Annotated in this window: 16 protein-coding genes; 11 read left to right on the forward strand and 5 right to left on the reverse strand. The window is 68.7% G+C overall.

Annotation, left to right across the window (positions count from 1 at the left end; genetic code table 11):
• Positions 1–132: 132 nt before the first annotated feature.
• From ABD104_RS15225 to aspS, 4 genes are all read left to right on the forward strand, one after another.
• Positions 133–1,410: a putative Na+/H+ antiporter gene (locus tag ABD104_RS15225; RefSeq protein WP_087837560.1), complete on the forward strand. Its 1,278-nt coding sequence runs from the start codon at positions 133–135 to the stop codon at positions 1,408–1,410.
• Positions 1,411–1,598: 188 nt separating this feature from the next.
• Entirely contained in the window at positions 1,599–1,928 is a 330-nt protein-coding gene (locus ABD104_RS15230; RefSeq protein WP_087837561.1) for an FmdB family zinc ribbon protein, read from the forward strand.
• A 46-nt stretch (positions 1,929–1,974) separates the two neighbouring features.
• A complete protein-coding gene (locus ABD104_RS15235; RefSeq protein ID WP_087837562.1) occupies positions 1,975–2,574 on the forward strand; it encodes a DUF502 domain-containing protein in 600 nt (199 codons plus the stop codon).
• A gap of 76 nt (positions 2,575–2,650) precedes the next feature.
• A complete protein-coding gene (gene aspS, locus ABD104_RS15240) occupies positions 2,651–4,450 on the forward strand; it encodes an aspartate--tRNA ligase (protein ID WP_087837563.1) in 1,800 nt (599 codons plus the stop codon).
• Positions 4,451–4,573: 123 nt separating this feature from the next.
• Here the strand turns inward: aspS and ABD104_RS15245 are convergent, their stop codons facing one another.
• Complete coding sequence (locus ABD104_RS15245) at positions 4,574–5,197, reverse strand: helix-turn-helix transcriptional regulator (protein WP_087837564.1); 624 nt, start codon at positions 5,195–5,197, stop codon at positions 4,574–4,576.
• Between the two features lie 168 nt (positions 5,198–5,365).
• Here ABD104_RS15245 and ABD104_RS15250 point away from each other — a divergent pair, with 168 nt between their 5' ends.
• From ABD104_RS15250 to ABD104_RS15265, 4 genes are read left to right on the forward strand one after another with little or no spacing between them, the layout of a single operon-like run.
• Complete coding sequence (locus tag ABD104_RS15250; protein ID WP_420495150.1) at positions 5,366–6,475, forward strand: efflux RND transporter periplasmic adaptor subunit; 1,110 nt, start codon at positions 5,366–5,368, stop codon at positions 6,473–6,475.
• Positions 6,476–6,488: 13 nt separating this feature from the next.
• Positions 6,489–9,575 (forward strand): MexW/MexI family multidrug efflux RND transporter permease subunit, encoded by a 3,087-nt coding sequence (locus ABD104_RS15255; RefSeq protein WP_343927764.1) that lies wholly within the window; start codon positions 6,489–6,491, stop codon positions 9,573–9,575.
• A 10-nt stretch (positions 9,576–9,585) separates the two neighbouring features.
• On the forward strand, positions 9,586–10,998 hold the full coding sequence (locus ABD104_RS15260) for an efflux transporter outer membrane subunit (RefSeq protein WP_132979063.1): 1,413 nt from the start codon (positions 9,586–9,588) through the stop codon (positions 10,996–10,998).
• Positions 10,995–12,419 carry an MFS transporter gene (locus ABD104_RS15265; RefSeq protein WP_343927765.1) on the forward strand — a complete coding sequence of 475 codons (1,425 nt, stop codon included), beginning with the start codon at positions 10,995–10,997 and terminating at the stop codon, positions 12,417–12,419. The genes ABD104_RS15260 and ABD104_RS15265 overlap by 4 nt, the downstream gene beginning before the upstream one ends.
• A gap of 3 nt (positions 12,420–12,422) precedes the next feature.
• On the opposite strand, the gene ABD104_RS15270 is transcribed toward ABD104_RS15265, so the two are convergent.
• The gene (locus ABD104_RS15270; RefSeq protein WP_087837569.1) at positions 12,423–12,851 is read right to left on the reverse strand and encodes a VOC family protein; all 429 of its coding nucleotides are present in this window, start codon (positions 12,849–12,851) and stop codon (positions 12,423–12,425) included.
• 125 nt (positions 12,852–12,976) lie between these two features.
• Entirely contained in the window at positions 12,977–13,858 is an 882-nt protein-coding gene (locus ABD104_RS15275; RefSeq protein WP_338617553.1) for a LysR substrate-binding domain-containing protein, read from the reverse strand.
• Positions 13,859–13,985: 127 nt separating this feature from the next.
• Here ABD104_RS15275 and ABD104_RS15280 point away from each other — a divergent pair, with 127 nt between their 5' ends.
• Entirely contained in the window at positions 13,986–14,408 is a 423-nt protein-coding gene (locus ABD104_RS15280) for a VOC family protein (protein ID WP_279818139.1), read from the forward strand.
• Between the two features lie 113 nt (positions 14,409–14,521).
• Positions 14,522–14,890: a DUF423 domain-containing protein gene (locus ABD104_RS15285; RefSeq protein ID WP_087837570.1), complete on the forward strand. Its 369-nt coding sequence runs from the start codon at positions 14,522–14,524 to the stop codon at positions 14,888–14,890.
• 81 nt (positions 14,891–14,971) lie between these two features.
• Here ABD104_RS15285 and ABD104_RS15290 read toward each other — a convergent pair whose 3' ends face one another.
• The gene (locus tag ABD104_RS15290) at positions 14,972–15,535 is read right to left on the reverse strand and encodes an NADPH-dependent FMN reductase (protein ID WP_087837571.1); all 564 of its coding nucleotides are present in this window, start codon (positions 15,533–15,535) and stop codon (positions 14,972–14,974) included.
• Positions 15,536–15,672: 137 nt separating this feature from the next.
• On the opposite strand from ABD104_RS15290, the gene ABD104_RS15295 reads away from it, so the two are divergent.
• The gene (locus ABD104_RS15295; protein WP_279818137.1) at positions 15,673–16,545 is read left to right on the forward strand and encodes an endonuclease/exonuclease/phosphatase family protein; all 873 of its coding nucleotides are present in this window, start codon (positions 15,673–15,675) and stop codon (positions 16,543–16,545) included.
• On the opposite strand, the gene ABD104_RS15300 is transcribed toward ABD104_RS15295, so the two are convergent.
• On the reverse strand, positions 16,537–17,889 hold the full coding sequence (locus ABD104_RS15300; RefSeq protein ID WP_087837572.1) for an MFS transporter: 1,353 nt from the start codon (positions 17,887–17,889) through the stop codon (positions 16,537–16,539). The genes ABD104_RS15295 and ABD104_RS15300 overlap by 9 nt on opposite strands.
• Positions 17,890–17,898 lie beyond the last annotated feature (9 nt).

The following is a 17,898-nucleotide window of genomic DNA, read 5'->3' on the forward strand; positions in this document are numbered from 1 at the left end:
TACTAGACCCAGGATGCGGTGGATCCGGCTCCGCCGGTCCACCCGCATCGCCCCCTTGAGGGGGCGCCCGAAGGGCGTAGGGGGTGGGCTACACTCCACAGGCACCTTGCCAGTCTAAGACGCCCACCAGCAATGACTCCTGCCTCCGTCAGTGCGATCGAGCTGATCGCCACCGTCCTGTTCGCGATCGCGATCATCCACACGTTCTCGGTGCCCGTCTTCGCCGCGCTGGCGCACAAGGGGGGGCGGCATGCGGGGCTTTGGCACATGCTGTCCGAGGTCGAGGCCGTGTTCGGATTCTGGGCCTTCGTGCTGCTGGTGGCGATGGCGGGCCTGGCGGGCGCCGGGGCGGCGGTCGAGTACATGGACACGCGCAATTTCACCGAGCCGCTGTTCGTGTTCGCCATCATGGTCATCGCCGCCAGCCGGCCGATCCTGAACCTGGTCACGCAACTGGTGGGCGCCGTCGCGGCGGTGGTGCCGGGCAGCCGGTCGGTCGCGGTCTATTTCCTGACCTTGTCGGTGGTGCCGCTGCTGGGGTCGTTCATCACCGAGCCGGCGGCCATGACGCTGGCCGCGGTCATGCTGCGCGACACCAGTTTCCATCGCATCGACAGCTCCCGCTTCAAGTACTTCACCCTGGGCGTGCTGTTCGTCAACGTCTCGATCGGTGGCGTCCTGACCTCCTACGCGGCGCCGCCCGTGCTGATGGTGGCGTCCACCTTCGGCTGGGACAGCGCCTACATGCTGGCCCATTTCGGCTGGCGCGCGGCATGCGCGGTGGTGCTGAACGCGCTGATCGTGACGCTCTGCTTCCATCGGCTGGTCCGGACGCACGCGCCGGCGGCGTCCGGCCCGGGAGGCGAGGAACGCCGGGTGCCGGCCACCGTGACGGCCGTGCACGTGGCCTTCCTGGCCGCGGTCGTGCTGTTCGCGCACCATCCGGCGGTGTTCGTGGGCCTGTTCCTGCTGTTCATCGGCTATACCGAGGCCTACCGGAAGTACCAGCGTCCGCTGATGATCAAGGAAGGGCTGATGGTGGGCTTCTTCCTGGCCGGGCTGGTGGTGCTGGGAGGCCTGCAGAAATGGTGGCTGCAGGACCTGCTGGCGGATATGTCGCCGCTGGTGCTGTACTGGGGGGCGACCGCCCTGACCGCCGTCACCGACAACGCGGCGCTGACCTACCTGGGCTCGCTGGTGGACGGCACCTCGGAAGCATGGCGCACCATGCTGGTGGCGGGCGCCGTCACCGGCGGCGGGCTGACGGTCATCGCCAACGCGCCCAATCCGGCCGGTTTCGCGGTCCTGAAGGGCTCTTTCCCGGGCGGGACCATCACGCCGGTGGCGCTGCTGATGGGCGCCTCGCTGCCCACGGCGATCGCGGCGGTCTTCTTCCTGCTGCCGGTCTAGGGACGGGGGATATTTCCCGCCCGCGCCGTTTTTCCACCTCGTCGCGCTAAATACTCAAAAAATCGCTAAAATTCAAGGCTTTGATTAATTTCCCGAAGTCCGGCCCGCCGGTCCAGATAGCTTTGGCCGCTCTTTGAGTGTTCCCCGCTGACGTGGGGATGAACCGGTATGCCTGAGGAGTCTTGGCGATGCCTATCTACGCCTACAAGTGCAGTGCCTGCGGACACCAGCAGGATGTATTGCAGAAGCTGTCCGATGCCCCGTTGACCGACTGTCCCCAATGCGGACAGTCCACGTTCTCCAAGCAATTGACCGCGGCTGGCTTCCAGCTCAAGGGGTCGGGCTGGTACGTGACCGATTTCCGCAACAACAGCGGCGGCAAGTCCGGCGGCTCGGCCTCGCCAGCCGCCTCGTCCACGGAAAGCAGCTCGTCCGCCGCAAGCGCTTCGTCCGGCTCGGATTCGGGAACTTCGTCGACGCCCGCCGCGCCGGCGCCGAGCACGCCGGCCTCGACCTGACCGGGGCGCGGCGCTGGCGGCGCCGTCCGCTCCTACTGGAACCTTCGTGTTCAAACGCTACTTCGTCACCGGTTTGCTGATCTGGGTCCCGCTGGTCATCACCTTGTGGGTGCTGGGCCTGGTCGTGTCGACGCTCGAGGCCGTCGTGCCCTCGGTGCTCACGTCCGAGTCGCTGTTCGGCACCCATATTCCCGGGTTCGGCCTGGCGGTGGTGATCCTGGTGGTGCTGCTGACGGGCATGGGCGCGGCCAACCTGCTCGGGCGCAAGCTGCTCGAGGTCTGGGAAGGCCTGCTGGGCCGCATCCCGCTGGTGCGTTCGATCTACAACTCGGTCAAGCAGGTCAGCGACACGGTGCTGGCGCCCAATGGCCAGGCCTTCCGCAAGGCGGTGCTGGTGCAGTATCCCCGCGCCGGATCCTGGACGCTGGCCTTCCTGACCGGGACGCCCGGCGGCGAGGTGGCCGAACACCTGCCCGCCGACTGCGTGAGCGTTTACGTGCCGACGACGCCGAATCCGACGTCGGGTTTCTTTTTGATGGTGCCGCGCGCGGATATCGTCGAGCTCGGCATGTCTGTGGATGCGGCCTTGAAGTACATCGTATCGATGGGGGTGGTGGCGCCGGGTTCCCCGGCGCGGGGCAATTGACGTCGCCAAGGACGTCCGGCGCGCGCGTGCGCGGCCCGGCCCTGCATCGATACACACCAATTTAGACGGAGATTCCATGCGTACCTGCTATACCGGCCAGGTCTCGACCGAGCACCTGGGACAAACCGTGACCCTGTTTGGCTGGGTGCACCGCCGCCGCGACCATGGCGGCGTCATCTTCATCGACCTGCGCGATCGCGAAGGCCTGGCCCAGGTCGTCTGCGATCCCGACCGCGCCGACACCTTCCAGATCGCCGAGCGCCTGCGCAACGAATTCTGCGTGCGCGTCACCGGCCTGGTGCGCAAGCGCCCCGAGGGCACGACCAACCCCGCGCTGAAGTCGGGCGAGATCGAAGTGCTGGCGCACGACATCGAGATCCTGAACGCGTCGGTCACGCCGCCCTTCCAGCTCGATGACGAGAACCTGTCCGAGACCACCCGCCTGACGCACCGCGTGCTGGACCTGCGCCGCCCGCAGATGCAGCAGAACCTGATGCTGCGCTATCGCGTGGCGATCGAGTCGCGCAAGTACCTGGACGGCCTGGGCTTCATCGACATCGAGACGCCCATGCTCACCAAGAGCACGCCGGAAGGCGCGCGCGACTACCTGGTGCCCTCGCGCGTCAACCCGGGCCATTTCTTCGCGCTGCCGCAATCGCCCCAGCTGTTCAAGCAACTGCTGATGGTGTCGGGCTTCGACCGCTACTACCAGATCGTCAAGTGCTTCCGCGACGAGGACCTGCGTGCCGACCGCCAGCCCGAGTTCACGCAGATCGACTGCGAGACCTCGTTCCTGAACGAGCAGGAAATCCGCGACATCTTCGAGAACATGATCCGTCACGTGTTCAAGGAAGTGAAGGGCGTCGAACTGGCCAACCCGTTCCCGGTCATGCCGTGGAGCGAGGCCATGGGCCGCTTCGGCTCCGACAAGCCGGACCTGCGCGTCAAGCTCGAGTTCACCGACCTGACCGACGTCATGAAGGATGTCGACTTCAAGGTCTTCGCCAGCGCCGCCAACAGCGCGGGCGGCCGCGTCGTCGCCCTGCGCGTGCCGGGCGGCGCGGAATTGAGCCGCAGCGAGATTGACGCCTACACCCAGTTCGTCGGCATCTATGGTGCCCGCGGCCTGGCCTGGATCAAGGTCAACGAACTGGCCAAGGGCCGCGAAGGCCTGCAGTCGCCCATCGTCAAGAACATCCATGACGCCGCCCTGCAGGAACTGCTGGGCCGCAGCGGCGCCCAGGACGGCGACATCCTGTTCTTCGGCGCCGACAAGGCCCGCATCGTCAACGACTCGATCGGCGCGCTGCGCGTGAAGATCGGGCACAGCGAGTTCGGCCGCAAGCAGGGCCTGCTGGAAGGCGACTGGAGGCCGCTGTGGGTGGTCGACTTCCCGATGTTCGAGTACGACGAGGAAGAGCAGCGCTACACCGCCGCCCACCATCCCTTCACCTCGCCCAAGGACGGCCACGAGGACCTGCTGGAAACCGATCCCGGCGCCTGCCTGGCCAAGGCCTACGACATGGTGCTGAACGGCTGGGAAATCGGCGGCGGCTCGGTTCGTATCCACCGCGAGGAAGTGCAGAGCAAGGTGTTCCGCGCGTTGAAGATCGATGCCGAGGAAGCCCAGGTCAAGTTCGGCTTCCTGCTGGACGCGCTGCAATACGGCGCGCCTCCGCACGGCGGCATCGCCTTCGGCCTGGACCGCATCGTCACGATGATGGCCGGCGCCGAGTCCATCCGCGACGTGATCGCCTTCCCCAAGACCCAGCGCGCCCAGTGCCTGCTGACCGGCGCGCCGTCGGAGGTGGACGAGAAGCAGCTGCGCGAACTGCACGTGCGCCTGCGCGCCGCCGAGGTCAAGACGGCGCAGTAAGCGGCCGGCTTCGCCGCACGCCATCCGGGCCCCGCTTCGCAAGAGGCGGGGCTTTTTTCATCGCCGGACCGTCGCCAGGATGAAAAGGCCCCCTTGGGGGGCGGCGCCGCCGCGAAGCGGCACCTACACCTTGTGGATGCGGTACACGCAGCGGCCGCCTCCCGCCAGCAGGTGCTGCTCGCGCGCCACTTGCGTGTCCTTGCCCGCGATCTCCTGGAACAACTGCAGTTCCGAGCGGCAGAAACCCTGGCATGCCTGCGCCGCCGCGCAGATCGGGCAATGGTCCTCCACCAGCAGCCAGTCGGCGCCGTCGCGTTCCACTCTCGCCATGTAGCCCTCGTTGGAGCGGACCTGCGCCAGCTGGCGCAGGCGTTCCTCCAGGCTCTTGCCGTCGCACGCCGCCGCATAGGCGGCCCTGGCTTCGGCTTCGCGCTTGGCAATCAGGCGGTCCAGTCCTTCCTCGCCGAACAACTGCCGGATCGAGTCGATCAACTGCGTCGTCAACTGGGCGTGCGTATCGGGAAAACGACGATTGCCCGCCTCGGTCAGGACCCAGTCCTGGCGCGGCCGGCCGGCACCCGCCGCGGGCTGCTGGCGGCCCTCGACCAGGCCTGCCGCCACGAGCTTCTGCACTTGCTGGCGCGCGGCTTCGGTGGTCAGGTCCAGCTTGCGGGCGAGGGTGGCGGTGGAGACCGGCCCATGGGTCTTGATGAAGAACAGGATGCGATCGGCGGTGGGGAATACCATTCAATTTTCCAAGGTCTTTCTTGCATAAATAAAAGACGCTCTCTAATATGCAAGAAATTTCTTTGATAATAGGCCCTGCCGGTCCCGTTGTCGAGGAATCCGGCTTGCGTTCGCGTTCCCGGGTTCTCCGGCCGTGTCCGAACGGGCCTCTCCTCCTTCAAGGTCCGCATCATGCGCAAGAAAATCCTGGTGGGCACGGCGATACTGGCCGCCGTCGTCCTGGCCGGCGTGCGCGTCGCCGCATCGGGCGGCGACGAGCCTCCCCCCGCCGCCTATCCCGCGCCCAAGGTGGCGGTCGCCAGCGTGCAGCGAGCCCGATTGCCCCGGGTCTACGTGGGCGTCGGCGAACTGGAGGCGGTGCGCCAGGTCCTCCTGGCCACCGAAGCGGGCGGGCGCATCACGCGTATCGCGTTCGAGTCGGGCCAGCGGGTCAAGGCCGGGCAGGTGCTGGTGCAGCTGAACGACGCACCCGAGCAGGCCGAGGCGCGTCGCCTGGAGGCGCAGTTGCGCAATGCCGAACTCCAGCACGCCCGCGTGCTGCGGCTGCTGGAGGAGGATGCCGCCACGCGCGAACAGCTCGACAACGCCCGTGCCGCGCGGGACATGGCGCAGGGAGAACTGCAGCGGGTCCAGGCCCTGATCGCGCAGAAGACGGTGCGCGCGCCCTTCGACGGCGTGCTGGGCCTGCGCCGCGTCCATGCCGGCCAGTACCTGAACGTCGCCGATCCCATCGCATCCCTGGTCGATGCCGCGTCGCTGCGGGCCAACTTCTCGCTGGACGAACAGGCCGTTCCACGGCTGCGTGCCGGCCAGCCCGTGGAGGTGCTGGTGGACGCCTATCCGGGCCGGCGCTTTCGCGCCACGATCAACGCGATCGATCCGATGATCTCGCGTTCGCGCACCGTGCGGGTCCAGGCAACCCTGCCCAATCCGGAAGGCGCGTTGAAGGCGGGCATGTACGCGAGCGTCAGGGTCGAGCGCCAGGACGGCCCGGCCTCGGTGCTGGCGGTGCCCGAGACCGCGGTCACCTATACCGCCTACGGCGATACCGTGTTCGTCGTGCAGGACGCGCCGGGCAAGGGGCTGGTGGTCAAGCGGGTGGCGGTCAAGGTGGGCGCGCGCCACGAAGGCCTGGTCGAGATCGAAGAGGGCTTGCGCGAAAGTGATCGCGTGGTCACTTCGGGCCAGCTCAAGCTGAACGACGGGATGCCGGTGGAGCCGAGCGCGGGCGATACGCTGCGCGAGACGGTGTCCGCCACGCGCGTCTCCGGCATCTGAACCGGGTGCCGCCATGACGTTCACCGACGTATTCGTCCGCCGCCCGGTCCTGGCCCTGGTGGTGAGCGCGCTCATCCTGCTGCTGGGCCTGTTGTCCCTGACCCGGCTGCCGATCCGCCAGTATCCGCTGCTGGAGAGTTCCACCGTCACCATCACGACCGAATATCCCGGCGCTTCCGCCGAGCTGATGCAGGGCTTCGTCACGCAGCCCATCGCCCAGGCCGTGTCCTCGGTGGAAGGCATCGACTACCTGTCCTCGTCCTCGGTCCAGGGCCGCAGCGTCGTGACGGTGCGCATGGAGCTGAACCGCGATTCCACGCAGGCCCTGGCCGAGGTCATGGCCAAGGTCAACCAGGTGCGCTATCGGCTGCCCGAGCAGGCCTACGATCCGGTGATCGAACGGTCGGCCGGCGAGTCCACCGACGTGGCCTATGTCGGCTTCGCCAGCGACACGCTGTCGATGCCGGCCCTGAGCGACTATGTGCGGCGGGTGGTGGAACCGAAGTTCTCCGGCATCGAGGGGGTGGCCAAGGTCTCGGTCTACGGCGGGCAGCGGCTGGCGATGCGCCTGTGGCTGGATCCCGACCGGCTGGCCGGCCGCGGCCTGACCGCGGCGGACGTGGCCGAGGCGGTACGGCGCAACAACTACCAGGCGGCGCCCGGCAAGGTGAAGGGCATGTACGTGATCGCCAACGTCCGGGTCAATACCGATCTCATCAGCGTCGAGGAATTCCGCGACATGGTGGTCCACAGCGGCGCCGACGGACTGGTGCGGCTGCGCGACGTCGGTACCGTGGAACTGGGCGCGGCCTCGACCGAGAGCAGCGCCACCATGGACGGCACGCCGGCGATCTTCGTGGGCCTGGCCTCGACGCCGTCCGGCAACCCGCTGGTGATCGTGGACGGCATACGCAAGCAACTGGCCGAGATCGACAAGACGCTGCCGCCCGGCGTGCACGCGCGGCTGGCATTCGAGACCTCGCGCTTCATCAAGGCCTCCATCGACGAGGTCGTGCACACATTGATCGAGGCGCTGGTCATCGTGGTGGCGGTGATCTTCCTGTGCCTGGGGTCGCTGCGCACGGTGCTGGTGCCGATCGCCACCATCCCGCTGTCCATGCTGGGCGCGGCGGCGCTGATGCTGGCCTTCGGGTTCAGCGTGAACCTGCTGACGCTGCTGGCCATGGTGCTGGCCATCGGACTCGTGGTGGACGATGCCATCGTGGTGGTCGAGAACGTCCACCGGCACATCGAGGAAGGGCGTTCGCCCGCCGCGGCCGCGCTGATCGGCGCGCGCGAAGTGGCGGGGCCGGTCATCGCGATGACGTTGACCCTGGCGGCCGTGTACGCCCCCATCGGCCTGATGGGCGGGCTGACCGGCGCCCTGTTCAAGGAGTTCGCTTTCACGCTGGCCGGCTCGGTGGTGGTGTCCGGCGTGATCGCGCTGACGCTGTCCCCGGTGATGAGCTCATTCCTGCTGCCCGCGCAGCAGAACGAGGGACGCATGGCGCGGCTGGCCGAGCGTTTCTTCGGCGGCCTGACAGGCGGCTACGCGGCGGTGCTGCAACGTTCGCTGCGGCACCGCTGGGTAACCGGCGCGCTGGCGCTGGCGGTCTGCGTGAGCCTGCCGGTGCTGTATTCGATGCCGCAGCGCGAGCTCGCACCGGTGGAGGACCAGGCCAGCGTGCTGACCGCGGTCAAGTCGCCGCAGTATGCCAACCTCGATTACGTCGAACACTACTCGCGCAAGCTGGACGACATCTACAAGAGCCTGCCCGAAACCACGGGGCGCTGGATCATCAACGGCAGCGACGGGCTGGCCTCCAGCATCGGCGGCATCGACCTGTCGGCGTGGGGCGAGCGCGAGCGGTCGGGGGCCGAGGTTCAGTCGGCGCTGCAGGCGGCCGTGAACGACGTCGAGGGCAGCAGCATCTTCGCGTTCCAGTTGCCTGCGCTGCCCGGCTCCACCGGGGGACTGCCGGTGCAGATGGTGTTGCGCAGTTCAATGGACTACCGCACGCTGTTCGACGCCATGGAAGACATCAAGCAGCGGGCGCGCCAGAGCGGCCTGTTCGTGGTGGTGGACAGCGACCTCGACTACAACAACCCCGTCGTGCAGGTGAAGGTGGATCGCGCCAAGGCGAACAGCCTGGGCATAGGCATGCGCGACATCGGCGAATCGCTGGCGGTGCTGGTGGGCGAGAACTACGTCAACCGCTTCGGCCTGGACGGCCGTTCGTACGACGTGATCCCGCAAAGCACGCGCGAGCGGCGGCTCACGCCCGAGGCCCTGGCGCTCCAGTACGTGCGCACCGCCGACGGCGACCTCGTGCCGCTGTCGGCGGTGGTCGCGGTGTCGGTGCAGGTCGAGCCCAACAAGCTGACCCAGTTCGACCAGCAGAACTCGGCCACCTTCCAGGCCATTCCCGCGCCCGGCGTGACGCTGGGCGACGCGGTGGCGTTCCTGGAGTCGGTCGCGGCGAGCCTGCCTGCCGACTTCAGCCACGATTGGCAATCGGACGCCCGCCAGTACAAGCAGGAGGGCAATGCGCTGGCGCTGGCCTTCGCCGCGGCGCTGATCGTCATCTACCTGGTGCTGGCGGCCCAGTACGAAAGCCTGGTCGATCCGCTGGTCATCCTGATCACCGTGCCGCTGTCCATCTGCGGCGCGCTGGTGCCGCTGGCGCTGGGCGGGGCCACGCTCAACATCTATACGCAGATCGGGCTGGTGACGCTGATCGGCCTGATCAGCAAGCACGGCATCCTGATGGTGGAGTTCGCCAACGAGCTGCGTGCCGCCGAAGGGCTCACGCCTATCGAGGCCATGCTGCGCGCCGCGCAGATCCGCCTGCGGCCCATCCTGATGACCACGGCCGCCATGGTGTTCGGGCTGCTGCCGCTGCTGGGCGCCTCCGGCGCGGGCGCGCAAAGCCGCTTCGGCCTGGGCATCGTCATCGTCTGCGGCATGGTGGTGGGCACGCTGTTCACCCTGTTCGTGCTGCCCACCGTCTATTCGCTGCTGGCCCGCGACCACGCCACCGGCGCAGCGCGCCGGCGCGAGCTGGCCGAGGCCGGCGCCGCCGCGCCGCAGGCGCACTGAGGAGCATCGCATGTACAAGCAACCTGTCATGCCCGCCATGCTGGCCATGGCGGCACTGATCGCCGGATGCGCCGTCGGGCCCCGCTACGAGGCGCCGCAGGTGGCCCCGATTGCGCTGGCCAGCCCCGAGCAGGCCTGGTTCGCCGCCGAGCCTTCCACGGCGCCCTGGTGGTCGTTCTTCGACGATCCCGCGCTGGAACGCCTGATCGCCGCCGCGCTGGAACACAACCACGATGTCCGCCAGGCCTATGCCAGCCTGCAAGGCGCGCGGGCGATGTACGACGAGCGCGAGCTGGACCGCTATCCCGCCGTTACCGCGCAGGCCGCCTGGCGCCGCGGCGTCCAGCAGCAGGCCATGGCCACGGGCGATCCCGAGCGCAAGCCCTTCGAGAACTTCCGCGCCGGGTTCGATGCGCAGTGGGAAATCGACCTGTTCGGCCGCCTGGCCCACCTGGCCGCGTCGGCCCAGGCGCAGGCCGATGCGGCGCGGGCGGACCTGGACCGCGTGCGGCTGGCCATCGCCGCCGACGTCGCCCGTTATCACTACGAGTACCAGGGCTTGCAGCGCCGCCTGAATGTCGCGCGGGCCCAGGCCGAGAGCTGGCGCCAGACGGTGCGGCTGGTGGACGCCAGCGTCCGCGCCGGCAGCGGACTGCGGGAGGATCTGGAAAACGCGCGCGCCAACCTGGCCCGCAGCGAGGCGGCCATCGCGCCGCTGTGGGCGGCCAGCCAGGAGACCCGCTACCGGCTGGACGTGCTCCTGGGGCGGCGGCCGGGCGAGACGGCTGCGCCGGCCGATGCCGGCGGGCAGGCTCCGCTGGTGGGCCGCCTGCCGCTGGGAGACGTCGATGCGCTGATCCGCAACCGGCCCGATGTGGTGCGCGCCGAAAGACTGCTTGCCGCCAGCACCGAAAACGAGGGCGCGGCTACCGCCGACCTCTATCCGCGTGTGAGCCTGGGCGGGTTCATCGGTTTCTTCGCACTGCGCGGCGGCGACCTCGGCGGCGCCGCGCGGGCGTTCGAAGTCGCGCCCACCGTCGACTGGCCGGCGTTCCGGCTGGGCAGCGCCCGCGCACGCCTGCGCGCCGCTCACGCGCAGTCGACCGGCGCGCAGGCCCGCTACGAGCAGACGCTGCTGCTGGCGCAGGAAGAGGTCGAGGGGGCGTTGACGCGGCTGGCCCGCCAGCAGGAGCGCCTGGCCGCGCTGGCGCGCTCCGCGGAGCATGCGCGCGCCGGACTGGAGATCGCCACGCGGCGCTACCGGGCCGGCGCGGGGCCGTATCTGGCCGTGCTGGAGAACCAGCGCAGCTACTACCAGATCAGCCAGGAGGCCACGGAAGCGGAGACCGCCTCGTACGTGAACGCGGTGGCCCTGTACAAGGCCCTGGGCTGGGGCATGGGCACGGACGGAGGAAATTCATGAGCGCATCGACCTTGCCCGAGGCTTCCTGGGGCGAACTGCTCCATGGCCGCAACGCGTTGCGGTCCATCGCGCTGGCCGGCGGCGTCGCGCTGCATGCCATCAACGTCTACGTCGTGACCACCATCCTGCCCAGCATGATCGCCGACATAGGCGGCCTGGAGTACTACGCCTGGAACACTTCGCTGTTCGTCGTCGCGTCCATGGTCGGGTCGGCGCTGTCTGCCCGCCTGCTGGAACTGCTGGGTCCTCGCGGCGCCTACCTGCTGGCGCTTTGCGCCTTCGCGGCGGGGTCGGCGTGGTGCGCGTTGTCCCCGTCCATGCCCAGCCTGTTGGCCGCGAGAACGGTGCAGGGCTTCGGCGGCGGCGTGTTGCTCGCGCTGAGCTATGCGCTGATCCGCCAGGTGTTCGAGGCGCGGCTGTGGCCACGGGCGATGGGCCTGGTGTCGGGCATGTGGGGCGTGGCGACGCTGTGCGGCCCGGCGGTGGGCGGGCTGTTCGCCGGGCAAGGGCACTGGCGCTGGGCCTTCTGGTCGCTGATCCCGGTGGCCGCCGTGCTGGCCGCGATCGTATCCGTCCAGTTGCCGGGCCGGAGCCGTTCCGCCGGCGACACTGGCATGCGGCCGCCCTACGCGACCATAGGCCTCCTGGTGGTATCGGTGCTGGCCGTGTCCCTGGGCAGTCTCAGCACCAGCGCCGCGTGGAACCTGGCCGGCGTGGCGGCGGGTTGCGTGCTGGCCGTGGGCATCGCGGCGATCGACCGGCGCGCGGCCGCGCGGCTGCTGCCGGCTGGCGCATATTCGCTGTCGGCGCGGCTGGGCCTCCTGTATGCGCTGATGAGTCTGCTGGTGGTCGGCATCACGACCGAGATATTCGTGCCGTACTTCCTGCAGGTCATCCACGGAATGACGCCGCTCGCCGCCGGTTACCTCACCGCCGTCATGGCCGGCGGCTGGACGCTGGGTTCGGTGGGCAGCGCCGGCCGGCGCGGCGCCGCGGCCGACCGGATGGTGCGGGCCGGCCCTTGGATCAGCCTGGGCGCGCTGGTGGCCATGGCGGTCCTGACGCCACGTGCCGGGTGGCTGGAGGGCGTGCCCGGACTGGCGCTGTATTGCCTGGCGCTGGCGGGCGTGGGGCTGGGCATAGGGGTGGGCTGGCCGCACCTGCTGACGCGGCTATTCGTCGCGGCGCCGCCGGGGGAAGAAAACCTGGCCTCGGCATCCATCACCACGGTGCAGTTGTACGCCATGTCGCTGGCCTCGGCGCTGGCCGGCATGGTGGCGAACGCGGCCGGATTGGCCGATCCGGGCGGCGTGGCCGGCGCCCAGCGGGCCGCCCTCTGGCTGTTCGGCACTTTCGCCATCGCTCCCGCGCTGGCCGTGCTCCTGTCGCGCCGCGTGGCCGGACGGCAGGAGACGGCGTAAGGGCTACGGGGGATTCAGTTCCGAGTCCTGCCACGGGTCGTAGCTCCCGAAGTGCCAGACATAGCCTTCGGGATCGGCGAGCGTATAGCCCTTGCCGCCGTAATCTTCCTCCTGGATGGGGCGCACGATGCGGGCACCGGCCTTGATGGCGGTGGCGTAGTGCGCGTCGGGATCGGCGACGACGACGTAGGGCGTCTGGGTCTGCCGGCCGCCGATGTCGGCCGGCAGGGCGGTAAGCTGGCGCATGAGTTCGCTCGTACCCGAGCCGAGCATGATCATGCCGTCTCCCAGGGTGAGCTGGGCATGGGCGATGGTTCCGCCGTCCCCCGGCACCACCAGGTGCTGGGTGAAGCCGAAGGCCTGGCACAGCCAGTCGATGGCGGCGGGGGCATCGCGGTAGACCAGGCAAGGCATGATGGAGGTGCGTGTCATGGGCGGTCTCCTGGCAGGCAGGCGTCGGAACGTACGAAAACCGTAGCATGGCATGCGCGCGATGGACAAGGCGCCGCGCCGCCCGCATCGTTTCCGGGGATGTCCGTGCCAGCCGGCGGGCGGCGTCAGGCGCGCGCTTCCAGCTCGACCGCCTGTTTCCGCATGCTTTCGACCAGCGATGCCAGCACGGCTTCGTTGGCCTCGCGCGGATGCGCGACCACGCCGATCTCGCGGAAGAAGGGCGGCCCGGGCAGCTCGACGATGCGCACCTGCCTGTCGGCGGCCGCATCCACCAGCGTGCCCGGGATGACGGCGCAGCCCAGCCCCTCGCGGACCATGCGCAGGATGACGGCCGGTTCGTCCAGTTCCATCAGCTCGTCCACGCCGGTCGACAGGCGGCGCAGGAACTGGTCGACCAGATGGCCGCCATGCGACTTGCGGTTGTAGCGGATGAACGGCAGCGCCGCCGCCACCGCCTCCCAGTCCCCCCGCGTTCCGCGCGGCGCGATGCCGACGTAGCGCTCGCGCATCAGCGCGGTCCATTTCAGGTGGCGCGGCAGGTTCAGGTTGGGCTTGATCAGCACGGCCAGGTCGAGTTCCTGCTCGTCCACCTGCGCCAGGAGCTGCGAGGACATGCCCGGCACCACGTTGACATGCACGGCGGGCAGGGACTGCCGGAAGCGCCGCAGCGCGCCGGGCAGCAACCCCGTCTGTGCAGTGGAAATCGCGCCCACGGTGATGGCCACCGGCGCCGGCTGCCGGCTGGCGCCGCGCATGGCCTGGTAGCGCTGCACGATGTGCTCGGCCTCGGGCAGCAACTGGCGCCCGCGTTCGCTCAACCGGACCGACTTGCCCGCCCGCTCGAACAACAGGCAGCCCAGGTCTTCCTCTAGCCGCTTGATCTGGGTGCTGACGGCCGACTGGGTCAGCCCCAGGCGCGCGCCGGCGGCCGAGAAGGACGAAGCCCGCGCGGCTGCCATGAAGGTTTGTAGGTAGCGGATCACCATGGGGATGCCTGGATGCTAATAGAAAAAATCGATGACAAGGCCGGGAAACTTTCGTTTCGCATCGGAAGTTTCGTTCAATACAATCATAGCCCGGGCCCGGATGGCGGGCCTGCACCGGAGTTTCCTCATGGCTGGCATCCCGCTCTTTCACCTGGCTTTCCCCGTCGACGATCTCGCGCAGGCACGAGCCTTCTATGGCGGCCTGCTCGGCTGTCCCGAGGGCCGCAGCTCGGACGCGTGGGTCGATTTCAATTTCTACGGGCACCAGATCGTGGCCCACCTGTCGCCGGGCGAGGCCGGCACGCGCCATACCAGCGCGGTCGACGGGGACGACGTCCCCGTGCGCCACTTCGGCGCCATTCTTCCCATGGACGAATGGGAGGCCCTGGCCGAAAAACTGCGCCAGGCCGGCACCCGGTTCGTGATCGAGCCACACGTCCGTTTCAAGGGGGAAGTGGGCGAACAGGCTACTATGTTCTTTTTGGATCCTTCGGGCAACGCGCTCGAATTCAAGGCATTTGGCGATCTCGGCCAGGTGTTCGCGAAGTAGCCGGCCGGCGGCGCGACCCGGGCCCGACCGGTTTTTCATCGCCGGGCCGCCCCTGGCGGGGCAGCGCCGCCGCGCGGCGGCAAGCGTGGGGCCATTTTTCAAGGAAGCGCTGCATGTTGTTATCTTCTCGAGTCTTGCTGGGCTGCGCCGCACCGATGGGCGCGGCCGGCGTCATGCTGGCCGCCATGGCCACGCACCTGACGGGTGGAGGCATCCTGTCCACCGCCGCGTTGTTCCTGCTGCTGCATGCCGCCGCCATCACCGGCCTGGCCGCCGTGGTGCCCCACGTCCAGCGCGGCCGCACCGCCCTGATCGGCGCCGCGGCCCTGATCATCGCCGGCACGCTGCTGTTCTCGGTGGACCTGGCCCTGCGCCAACTGGCCGGCATGAAACTGTTCTGGGGCACCGCCCCCTTCGGCGGCGGCGCCATGATCGTAGGCTGGCTGGGCGTCGCCATCGCCGCCCTCATGCCCAACCGCTGACCCCCACCAGCCCGTTGGTTGCCAGGGCACAGCGGATCCGGCTCCGCCGGTCCGCCAGTGCCGCCCCCCGGGGGGCGCCCGTCAGGGCGTAGGGGGGGGAAACTTCTCCATCCAGCCCACGTACCGATCCACGAATCCCTGGATGAACTTGGCGCTGGCCTCATTGGTGATCTTGCCGTCCGCATCCACCAGCCCGCCGGTGTACTGCACGAAGATGCTCGGCTGAGGCAGCACGGGCACGTCCAGCGCCGACAGCACCATGCGCAGGTGTTCCTGCGCCAGGGCCGTGCCGACCTGGCTGGGCGAGGCGCCCATGATGCCGGCGGGCTTGCCCGGCCACGAACTCTTGCCCCAGGGGCGCGAGCCCCAGTCCAGCGCGTTCTTGAGCACGCCGGGGTACGACCGGTTGTATTCCGGCGTGAAGAACAGCAGGCCGTCCGCGGCTTCCACCTGCCGCTTGAACGTGACGACGGGCCCGGGCAGGGCGGTATCGAGATCCTGGTTGTACAGGGGGAGATCGCCGATGGCGATTTCCTCCGTCTGGAAGTTGGATGGCAGCAGTTTCGTCACGGCCTTCGCCAGCTGGCGGTTGAACGATTCCTTGCGGAGACTGCCGATGATCACGCCGATCTTGTAGGTGCTCATGAAGATTCCCGGATCTGGATGAGAAAAGGGGATGCCGGAGCGCGGCCGCCGGCCGCACCGGAGCGGGGGAACTGCCGATTCATGATAGCGCAGCGAATCCACTAGAATGAATCCCTTGTCCCCCCTTGATGCTCACGATGTCAGTCGTTCGTATCGTCAGCTACAACATCCACAAGGGCATGTCCGCCCTGGGCAAGCGCGAGTCCGTGCAGGAACTGCGCCTCGGCCTGCACGGGCTGCGCGCCGACCTGGCTTTTCTCCAGGAAGTCCAGGGGCGCAACGACAAGTCCGGTACCTTGCACGAGCAGCATGAGATGCTGGCCGCGGCCCTGAGGCTGGAGGCCGCCTATGGCCGCAATGCCGTCTACCGGCACAGCGATCATGGCAACGCGCTGCTGTCGCGCTTCCCCATCCTGTCGCACCAGAACCAGGACATCTCCGATCACCGCCTGGAGCAGCGCGGCCTGCTGCATGCCCGCGTGGGCATCGGCGGCCACGAGGTGCATTGCTTCGTGGTGCATCTCGGACTGTTCGCCGGCAGCCGGTCGCGCCAGGTGGGAGCGCTGGTGTCGCGCATCGAGGAAGTCGTGCCGTCGTCGGATCCCATCCTGATCGCCGGGGACTTCAACGACTGGACCAACGTGCTGTCGGACATCCTGGTCGAACGCCTGGGCTTGCACGAGGTGTTCGCGACCGCGCCTCGGGGCAACAACGTGGAACTGCCGCGCCTGCGCGATTCGGTCCGCATGCTGGGCCGGGTGCTGCGGGGCGGGGAAGCCTCGCCCTGGCGGCTGCGGCCCGGGTTCCAGGGCCCGCCCAAGCTCGGCATGGGCAACGAACTGATGGCGCCGCGTCCGCCCCGCACTTTCCCCGCCATCTTTCCGTGGCTGCGGCTGGACCGGATCTACCAGCGCGGATTTTCGGTCCGGCAGGCCAGCGTGTTGTACGGCAGGCCCTGGACACGCCTGTCGGACCACGCGCCGCTGCTGGCCGAGCTCGAACTACCTTGACATGCGGGTGCCTGGCCGCGCCGCGCTGACCGCGGACGCCGCGGCCAGGAAGACGGCGGCCAGCACGAGGCCCGTGGTCGGCCCGTGCGCCGAGGCGGCGGTGAACGCCAGCGCCACCAGCGCCGCGCCCAGTGCCATGCCGAACTGGCGCGCCGTGGCCTGCAGGCCGCCCGCTCCGCCGCTGCGATGGCGCGGGGCCGCGGTCAGCATGACCCGGTTGTTGGGAGTCTGGAACATGCCGAAGCCGGTGCCGCAAAGCACCATGCAGGCCATGATCCAGCCGTTGGGCGTGCTGGTGGGCAGCAACGAGATGACCACCAGGCCGCCGGCGACCAGTCCGGCACCTATCGAGCACAGGATCGAGGGCGCGACGGATTCCGACAGGCGTCCGGCCACGGGGGCCGCGATGGCCACCGCCAGCGGCCAGGGCACCATCAGCATGCCCATTTCCAGCTGGCTGCGGCCCAGGATCTGCTGGAAGTAGAACGGCAGCGAAATATAGGAAATGGTCTGGCCCGAGAACGCGCAGACCGAGGCGCCGACCGAGAACGCGAACTGGCGGATGCGCAGCAGGTCGAGCGGCAGCAGCGGCGTCGCCTGGGTCAGTTCGCGCCGGACCAGCGCCAGCCCGGCCACCGCGCCGCCGGCCAGCAGCGCGAGCGCCGTCATGAAATCGTGCAGCAGCCGGTCCACGCCCACCACGATCAGGCCGAAGGTCAATCCGCTGAGCGTGGCGCTGAGCGCATCGAAAGGACGCTTGGCGAGTTCGGTCTCGGGCAGCATGCGGCTGCCGATGGACAGGATGAACAGGCCGATGGGAAGGTTGACCGCGAACAGCCAGGGCCAGGAGGCGACCGACAGGATCAGCGACCCTATCATCGGCCCGGCGGCGGACGAGGTCGCCACGACCAGGGCGTTATAGCCGATGGCCCGGCCGAACTGCTTCTGGGAATAGATGAAGCGCAGCAGGGCCGGCGTGACGCTCATGACCGCCGCCGCGCCCAGGCCCTGGAACACGCGGAAGGAAATCAGCATCGTGAACGACTGCGACATCGCGCAGCCCGCCGAGGCGATGGTGAAGGCCGTCAGGCCCGCGCCGAACACGCGCCGGTAGCCCAGGATTTCTCCCAGCGACGAGAAGGGCAGCAGGGCGACGACGATCGCGAGCTGGTAAGTGTTGACGATCCAGACGGCCTGGGCAGGCGAGACGCCCAGGTCACGCGCGATGGACGGCAGCGCGACGTTGGTGATGGTGGTTTCCAGGACGGTCATCGCCATCGCCAGCATCGTGGCTGCCAGGGCCCAGTACTTGCGCGGCGGGGTAAGTCCGTCCAGGGGATGCATCTTCTTGTT

It is taken from the genome of Pigmentiphaga daeguensis (assembly GCF_039523035.1).
GTDB classification, from domain to species: domain Bacteria; phylum Pseudomonadota; class Gammaproteobacteria; order Burkholderiales; family Burkholderiaceae_B; genus Pigmentiphaga; species Pigmentiphaga daeguensis.